This is a genomic window from Streptomyces lonarensis, from assembly GCF_012033735.1.
Taxonomy (GTDB): domain Bacteria; phylum Actinomycetota; class Actinomycetes; order Streptomycetales; family Streptomycetaceae; genus Streptomyces; species Streptomyces lonarensis.
On sequence record NZ_JAAVJD010000005.1, the window covers coordinates 65,185 to 73,589 of the forward strand.

The 8,405-nt window shown below is 73.8% G+C and carries 7 protein-coding genes and 1 riboswitch; of the genes, 1 reads left to right on the top strand and 6 read right to left on the bottom strand.

Annotated elements, in window-relative coordinates:
* Positions 1-7: 7 nt before the first annotated feature.
* Positions 8-2,899, bottom strand: a complete 2,892-nt coding sequence (gene gcvP, locus HCN56_RS01955) for an aminomethyl-transferring glycine dehydrogenase (RefSeq protein WP_167967666.1) — start codon at positions 2,897-2,899, stop codon at positions 8-10.
* A 184-nt stretch (positions 2,900-3,083) separates the two neighbouring features.
* A riboswitch (glycine riboswitch) is annotated at positions 3,084-3,181 on the bottom strand.
* A 169-nt stretch (positions 3,182-3,350) separates the two neighbouring features.
* Between gcvP and HCN56_RS01960 the strand changes: the two genes are divergently transcribed.
* Positions 3,351-3,812: a PRC-barrel domain-containing protein gene (locus tag HCN56_RS01960; protein WP_167967667.1), complete on the top strand. Its 462-nt coding sequence runs from the start codon at positions 3,351-3,353 to the stop codon at positions 3,810-3,812.
* Between the two features lie 29 nt (positions 3,813-3,841).
* On the opposite strand, the gene HCN56_RS01965 is transcribed toward HCN56_RS01960, so the two are convergent.
* From HCN56_RS01965 to HCN56_RS01985, 5 genes are all read right to left on the bottom strand, one after another.
* On the bottom strand, positions 3,842-5,263 hold the full coding sequence (locus HCN56_RS01965; protein ID WP_167967668.1) for a DNA polymerase IV: 1,422 nt from the start codon (positions 5,261-5,263) through the stop codon (positions 3,842-3,844).
* 57 nt (positions 5,264-5,320) lie between these two features.
* A complete protein-coding gene (locus HCN56_RS01970; protein ID WP_167967677.1) occupies positions 5,321-5,881 on the bottom strand; it encodes a MerR family transcriptional regulator in 561 nt (186 codons plus the stop codon).
* Between the two features lie 191 nt (positions 5,882-6,072).
* A complete protein-coding gene (locus HCN56_RS01975) occupies positions 6,073-6,546 on the bottom strand; it encodes a bifunctional nuclease family protein (protein ID WP_167932729.1) in 474 nt (157 codons plus the stop codon).
* Positions 6,547-6,633: 87 nt separating this feature from the next.
* Positions 6,634-7,362, bottom strand: coding sequence for an FHA domain-containing protein (locus HCN56_RS01980; protein WP_312871003.1), 729 nt, complete (start codon positions 7,360-7,362; stop codon positions 6,634-6,636).
* A gap of 162 nt (positions 7,363-7,524) precedes the next feature.
* A partial coding sequence (locus tag HCN56_RS01985) for a DUF881 domain-containing protein (protein WP_245245810.1) occupies positions 7,525-8,405 on the bottom strand: 881 nt, incomplete at its 5' end.

Here is an 8,405-nt window from a genome sequence, read left to right on the forward strand (position 1 = left end):
GGCGGGCTCAGCCGTCGTACTCCTCCATGGGCGGGCAGGAGCACACCAGGTTGCGGTCGCCGTAGGCACCGTCGATGCGCCGGACCGGCGGCCAGTACTTGTCGGCGGCGCTGACGCCCGCCGGGAAGACGGCCTCCTGGCGCGTGTAGGGGTGCTCCCAGGCGCCGGTGAGCGTGGCCGCGGTGTGCGGTGCGTTGCGGAGCGGGTTGTCGTCGATCGGCCATTCACCGGACGCGACCTTCTCGATCTCGGCGCGGATCGCGATCATCGCGTCGCAGAACCGGTCGATCTCCGCGAGGTCCTCGCTCTCCGTCGGCTCGATCATCAGGGTGCCGGCGACGGGGAACGACATGGTCGGGGCGTGGAACCCGTAGTCGACCAGCCGCTTGGCGACGTCGTCGATGGAGACACCGGTCGCCTTGGTGAGCGGCCGGACGTCGATGATGCACTCGTGGGCCACCAGACCGCCCGGCCCGGTGTACAGCACCGGGAAGTGCGGCTCCAGCCGTCGGGCGACGTAGTTGGCGGCGAGAACCGCGGTCTGCGTGGCGTGGCGCAGCCCGTCCGGGCCCATCAGCCGGGCGTAGGCCCAGGAGATCGGCAGGATTCCCGCGGAGCCCCACGGCGCCGCGGAGACGGGACCGACCCCGGTCTCCGGGCCGGCCGCGGGCTGGAGCGGGTGGTTCGGCAGGTACGGCGCCAGGTGCGCGCGCACCGCCACGGGGCCGACGCCGGGCCCGCCGCCGCCGTGCGGGATGCAGAAGGTCTTGTGCAGGTTCAGGTGGGAGACGTCCGCGCCGAAGCGTCCGGGACGCGCCAGACCGACCAGCGCGTTGAGGTTGGCGCCGTCGACGTAGACCTGGCCCCCGGCGTCGTGCACCGCCGCGCAGATCTCGCCGATGTTGTCCTCGAACACGCCGTGGGTCGAGGGGTAGGTGACCATCAGCACCGACAGCTGGTCGCGGTGCTGCTCGATCTTGGCGTGCAGGTCGTCGGTGTCGACGTCGCCGTTGTCGCCGGTGCGCACCACGACGACCCGCATGCCGGCCATGACGGCGCTGGCGGCGTTGGTGCCGTGGGCGGAGGACGGGATGAGGCAGACGTCGCGCTGCGGCTGGCCGGAGGCACGGTGGTGGGCGCGCACGGCCAGCAGACCGGCCAGCTCGCCCTGCGAACCGGCATTGGGCTGCAGCGAGACGGCGTCGTACCCGGTGATCTCGGCGAGCCGGTCCTCCAGCTCGCGAATCAGGGTGAGGTAGCCCTCGGCCTGGTCGACCGGCGCGAACGGGTGGATGGCACCGAACTCGGGCCAGGTGACCGGCTCCATCTCGGTGGTGGCGTTGAGCTTCATCGTGCAGGAGCCGAGCGGAATCATGCCCCGGTCCAGCGCGTAGTCGCGGTCGGCGAGCCGTCGCAGGTAGCGCAGAAGCGCCGTCTCCGAGCGGTAGCTGTGGAAGACCGGGTGGGTCAGGTAGGCGTCCTGGCGCAGCAGCTGCTCGGGCAGCGCGTCGGCGGTGGCCTCGTCCAGCGCGTCGAGGTCGGGCGTCCCGCTGACGCCGAAGGCCGCCAGCACCGCCGTGATCTGCTCCCGGCCGGTCGTCTCGTCGCAGCTCACTCCGACGTGGTCCTCGTCGGTGAGCCGCAGATTGACGCCGGCGCGGCAGGCCGCGTCGACGACGTCGGCCGCACCGCCGGGGACGCGGACGGTCACCGTGTCGAAGAACGCGGCGTGCACGACCTCGCGGCCGGCGTCGCGGAGGGCGGCGGCCAGCAGGGCGGCGTAGCGGTGGGTGCGGCGTGCGATCTGGGCGAGGCCGTCGGGACCGTGGTGCACCGCGTACATGCCGGCCATCACCGCCAGCAGGACCTGCGCGGTGCAGATGTTGCTGGTGGCCTTCTCACGCCGGATGTGCTGCTCACGCGTCTGGAGCGCCAGCCGGTAGGCCTGCGCGCCGTCCGCGTCGTAGGAGACGCCGACGAGACGGCCGGGAAGGCTGCGGGCGAACTTCTCGCGGACCGCCATGTAGCCGGCGTGCGGACCGCCGAAACCCATGGGGACGCCGAACCGCTGGCTGCTGCCGACGGCGATGTCGGCGCCGAGCTCGCCGGGCGAGGTGAGCAGGGTGAGGGCGAGGAGGTCGGCGGCGACGGTCACCACGGCGCCGAGCTCGTGGGCCCCCTCGATCACCGGACGGAGGTCGCGCACCGCACCGCCCGCCCCCGGGTACTGGAGCAGCACGCCGAAGACGCCGCGGCCGGCGACGGACTCGGGGATGCCCTCGGTCAGGTCGGCGGTGACCACCTCGACCCCGGTCGGCTCGGCGCGGGTCCGCAGGACGGCCACGGTCTGCGGCAGGCAGTCGGCGTCGACCAGGAAAACGCCGCCCTTGACCTTGCCGACGCGCCGCGAGAGGGCCATGGCCTCGGCCGCGGCGGTGCCCTCGTCCAGCAGGGAGGCGCCGGAGGTCGGCAGGCCGGTCAGGTCGGCGACGACCGTCTGGAAGTTCAGCAGCGCCTCCAGCCGTCCCTGCGAGATCTCCGGCTGGTACGGCGTGTACGCCGTGTACCAGGACGGGCTCTCCATGACGTTGCGCAGGATGACCGGCGGGGTGATCGTCCCGTGGTAGCCGAGGCCGATCATCGAGTGGAGCACCTTGTTGCGGCCGGCCAGCTCGCGCAGCTCGGCGAGGACGGCGGCCTCGCTGCGGGCGTCGGGCAGGCGCAGCGACTCCGCCGAGGCGATCGCCGTAGGGACGGCCGCCTCGGTCAGCTCGTCCAGGCCGGCGTAGCCCACCTGGGCGAGCATCTTCGCCCGGTCGCCCGCGTCGGGGCCGATGTGCCGGTCCTCGAACGGCACGCCCCGTTCGAGCGCGGAAAGGGGTGCACGATTGGCGGTCATGTCGGGAGGGCCTCCTGGTCCACGCGGCCTGCGGACACCGGTTCGTCGGTGTCCGAGCGCCTCCCCCTCTGTCATCGCGACCTGAGAGCTTCACCGCGCCCGGGGGCGCGGCTTTCACCGTCGGTGAGAGGCGGGCGCGCACGACACCGGGCGCGCCTGGGCCGCCTCTGCTTTCCAGAGTGGCTTCGCCCGCGCGGTACGGGTGCCTGAGAGATTCCGGGGAGGATTTGCTCCTTCGGCGCCGCCGGCCACACGGCCGGCGGACTCTCCCGCGCGGGTTCAACAACCGTGTTCGAGCCTACCAGCGGGCTCACGGGCCGCCCGGAGGGCGGTTCTCGACTGGCCGGTGGACCGATTGTGGCCTTTCGTAGTGCTCAAGGGGGTAGCAGCACTGTCGAGAGCCACACAGTCACAGCCGCAGCGGCGGCCACAGAACGAGGCGGAGGCACCCGTGCAGACCGACATCGATCCCCGCACCCTGATCGGGCGGAAGGCATTCGACTGCAACGGCGCCAAGATCGGCACCGTGGACGAGGTCTACCTGGACGACGCGACCGGCGAGCCCGAGTGGGCGGCGGTGCGTACCGGGCTCTTCAGCCGGGACGCCTTCGTCCCCCTGGAGCCCAGCGAGCTGGTGGACGACGCACTGCGCGTCCCCTTCGAACGGTCCCTGATCCGCGGCGCCCCCGACTTCGGCGTCGGGCGGCATCTCTCACCGGAGCAGGAGCTGGAGCTGTACCGCCACTACGGCATCGAGGTACCCGGCGCGGCCGATCCGACGCGGCCCGGCGGCACGGGGACCCCGCCGGACGTCGACTTCGGCCACCTCGCCGCCCCCACTGCCCCCGAGCGGGGGGCGGCCGCGGCACCGCCGAGCGGCGACGGTGCCGCGAGCGGCGGCAAGGACCGCTGACCGGCGGCGGGGCCGCCCCGCCGCGGCTCTCATCCCCCCGCCGCCGACGCCGGTCCGCCGGCCGTCGACGCCCCCGGCAGCGGCGGGGGCTCGGCCACCACCAGCGCCGGGTCCTCCACGGCGAACGTACGGACCCGCCCCGGACCGCTGATCGGTGTCTCAAAACGTACGGTCACCCGGCCGACCCCGCTGCCCTGCACCCAGCCCGGCCCGTACTCCGGGTGTGTCACGTCGATCCCCGGTAGCCAGCGGCGGACGGCCGCCGTTTCCGGCGGCCGCCACGTGGCGTCTCCCCCCGCCGGTGCCGGCGCCACGCCGTGCTCCGCGGGGGCGTCCTCCGCCGCCGCCCGCGCGCCGCCGCCCCAGCCGGACTGGGCGAAGAGGTCCTCCTGGGTGAAGTCCGCCAGCCCGCTGACCCCCACCCCGAGCAGCCGGACGCCGGTGATGGTGTCCACCCCGGCCAGCAGCCGGGCGGCCGCCTCCCGCACGACGGCCGGGTCGTCGGTCGGGCCGCGCAGCGTCTCCGAACGGGTCACGGTGGTGAAGTCGTGCGAGCGGACCTTGAGGACCACCGTCCGCCCGGAACGGCCGGCTGCACGCAGCCGCTCGACGCAGCGCCCCGCGAGCCGGTCCACCTCCCACCGCACCCGTGCCCGGTCGGTGAGGTCCTCGGCGAAGGTGTCCTCCACGGAGACCGACTTGGCGTCGCGTTCGGCGACGACCGGGCGGTCGTCCAGCCCCCGGGCGAGGTCGTGCAGCGCGCTCCCGTGGGCCTGCCCCAGCAGCCGCACCAGTTCGGCGTGGCCGGCGGTGACGGCCTCGCCGGCGGTGGTGACGCCCGCGCGGCGCAGGGCGGCCTCGGTCGCGGGCCCGACCCCGGGGAGCACCCGGACCGGCAGCGGCGCCAGGAATTCGCGTTCGGTCCCCGGCTCCAGCAGCAGCAGTCCGTCGGGCTTGGCGCGCTCCGAGGCGATCTTGGCGAGCATCTTCGATCCGGCGAGGCCGACCGAGGCGGCGAGTCCGGTGGACTCGCGGATCGCGGCGCGGATGTCACGGCCCACCCGGCGGCAGACCAGCGCCCCCGGTGGGCTGCCCCCGGCGCCGAGCGGCCCGGCGGCGAGGTCCACGAACGCCTCGTCGAGGCTGAGTGGCTCGACGAGCGGCGACAGCTCCTGCAGCAGCTCCATCACGGTGGAGCTGACCTGGCGGTAGAGCGAGAAGCGGGGGTGGAGGTAGGCGGCGTTGGGGCAGAGCCGCCGCGCCTGGGCCACCGGCATCGCGGACCTGACGCCGAACCGGCGGGCCTCGTAGGACGCGGTGGCGACCACGCCCCGCAGGCCGGTGCCACCGACCACGACCGGCCGCCCGCGCAGACTCGGTTTGGACGCCTGCTCGACCGAGGCGTAGAAGGCGTCCATGTCGAGATGGAGCACCGAGGGTTCGGCCCGCATGGGTTCGATACTGCCGCACGGCTGTGACACTCACCCGGCGGGCCGCGCGGGGCCGGGTCAGGAACGGTTGCGACGCTTCGCGAGTTCGTCCTCGGGGTGGTCGGGGACGACGCTCTCCCCGGTGGTCAGCGACTCGGACTGCACCCGTGCGAGTCCGGCCTCGACGTCCGCCCAGACGGCACCGACGGCGATCCCGAAGACGCCGCGCCCCTCGCGCAGCAGCTCCGCGACCTCGTCGGCGGAGGAGCAGCGGTGGACGGCGGCCCCGTCGCTGAGCAGCGTCGCCCCGGAGAGCGACTCCAGATCCTCGGTGCGCAGCGCCCGGACCGTGGAGCGGATCGACTGGAGCGAGACCCCGGCGTCGAGCAGCCGCTTGACGATCTTCAGCACGAGGACGTCGCGGAAGCCGTAGAGCCGCTGGGTGCCCGCCCCGGGGACGGACCGCAGGCTGGGCTCGACCAGTCCGGTCCGCGCCCAGTAGTCCAGTTGGCGGTAGGTGATCCCCGCCGCCGCGCAGGCGCTCGGGCCGCGGTACCCGACCTCGGCCTGCTGCACCGGCGCGAGCCCGGCCACCGCCGGCCTGCAGGCCCGCGCGGGCCTGGGCACGCGCGCCGGCATCGCGACGCCGCTGCTGATCGCTCCCCTGTCACCGTCACTCGTCACGCCGGCCTCCGTTCCGCCTGTCCGTCGTGCGCTCGCGCGGCCGCCGGGATGACGTCCGGCGGCGCGGCCGGTGCCGCACTCTTCCGGGACATGCCCCACAGACGCTAGGCACGCACCTTGCACACGTCAACGATCGCCACGCCGGGTCACTGGTTGCTGGTGCCGAAGTCCTCCGGGGAGATCTGGTCGAGGAACTCGCGGAAGCGCTCGACCTCGTCCTCCTGCTCGTCCGGGATGATGATGCCGGCGTCGTCCAGGACGTCGTCGCTGCCGTAGATGGGCGTTCCCGTGCGCAGCGCGAGCGCTATCGCGTCGGAGGGGCGCGCGCTCACCTCGGCGCCGCTGGCGAAGACGAGTTCGGCGTAGAAGACGCCGTCGCGCAGATCGGTGATCCGGACGGCGTCGAGCTCCTCACCGATGGCCTCCAGCACGTCCTTGAACAGGTCGTGCGTCAGCGGCCTCGGCGGGGTCATGCCCTGCTGGGCGAAGGCGATGGCCGTGGCCTCGCCCGGCCCGATCCAGATGGGCAGGTAGCGGTCACCCCCGGCCTCCCGGAGGAGGACGATGGGCTGGTTGTTGGGCATTTCCACCCGGACACCCACGACGTCGAGCTGGTTCACACAGCAACCCTAGGCCGAGCCCGGGCGGTTTGGATAGTCGGGCACGTCCACGGCGGCCGGGCCGCACCGTGGACGCGCCCGCGCACGTCAGCCGCCGGCGTAGAAGACGAGGCGGTACTTGCCGATCTGCACCTCGTCCCCGGTGGCCAGCACCACGGCCCCGTCGATCGGCTCCCGGTTGACGTAGGTGCCGTTGAGGCTGCCCTTGTCCTTCGCCGAGAAGCCGCCCTCGACGAGCCGCTGGAACTCGACGTGGCGACGCGAGACCGTCACGTCGTCCAGGAAGATGTCACTCTGCGGGTGGCGGCCGGCCGTGGTGACGTCGCTGTCGAGCAGGAAGCGGCTGCCCGAGTTGGGGCCGCGCCGCACGATCAGCAGCGCGGAGCCCGGGGGCAGCGCGTCCACGGCGGCCTGCGCCTCCGCCGACAGGGCGGGGGCGGCCTGCTGGCCGGTCATCTCGGCCGCGTAGGCCTCGATGCTGCTGATGGACATCGTGGAGGTGGTCTCGGAGGACCCCTCCGGCACGGTGCCGCCGGCGCGCAGCGGGTTGCCGCACTGGGAGCAGAAGCGGCTGCCGGCCGTGTTCTGGTTGCCGCACCGCGGGCAGACCGCGATGTCGGCCCCGGCGCCCGGAGCGGGAGCTATGCCGCCGCCACCGGTCGAAGCCGCACCGGTCACCTCGTCGCGGAAGAGGGGGCGTGCCCCCTCCTCGGACGACGGCGAACCAGGGGTCTCGCCCGGCCGACCGGCGCGATGCCGTGCCGCACTCTCCGTGCCGCCCTGCCGCTTGCCGAACAACTTAGCGAAAAAACTCACCGACGATTCCCCTCGCACCAGTCCGCCCGCCGGTCGGGGCGGGCGTTCCATTGTCTCTCACGGGGCGCCTCCGACATCCGCGGCAACGCCCGCTTTCCCACGATCAGTTTCTCTCACCAGGGGCGTCCCGACCGCCCGGCCCCGCCGCCGGTTCCGGCCAGATCACGAGGACGACTGAGCGTAGTCAGGCGGCTCCGCCGACCGCAAGGCGTCCACGACGACCTCCTCCGGCCGGTTGACGGTGACGGTCGCGCCCTCCTTGTCCAGCGACTGCACGACACCTCCGGGGATGTTCAGGGCGGGCTCCAGGTCCTGCGGCCTGCCGATCACGTCCACCCGGAAGGGGCGCTCGACGGGCTCGCCGTCCACCAGTACCCGGTCGGCGTCGTCCACGAACGAGGTACTGGCGACGACGCGTACGCCGTTGATCTGCAGGGCCTCCGCACCGGCGGCGCGCAACTCCTGGACGGCGTCCAGGAGCCGGTCCGCGCCGACGGCCTGCTGCGGGTCCGAGATGCGTACCTCGATCCCGGGCCCGGTGGCGGCCACCGTACCTGCCAGCACGCCGAGTTGCAGCTCGCGCTCGCGGTTCTGGCGGCGTGCCTCGTCGGCCTGGTCGGAGCTGGACTCCAGCTCGGTCCGCTGCCTCTCCAGGGTGCCGCGCTCCTCGTCCAGCCGCTTGGTCCGCTCGTCGAGGTCGCTGAGGATGCGCACGAGGTCCTCGGGGCGGGCGCCGCGCAGGGCGCCGTCCTCCCCCGCCGCACGGATCTGGACGGCGAGGCCGAGCCCCAGGACGAAGAGCAGCGCGGCGACGATCAGCTGGGCGCGGGTGAACCGCGGGGGCCACAGCCCGGAGACGAGCGCGTCGCGGCCGGTCGGCGGGGCGGGCTCCGCCTCACCGGCAGGTGTGTCCGGTACGGCCGGTGCTTCGCCCGGTTCGGGCCCCCGTGCCCAGGACGGCCGCCGCGGGGCGGGCGAGGCGGCCTCCTCACCGGCCGGCGCAGCGCGGGGCGCGGGTGCCGCCGGCCCCGGGGCGTCGGAGC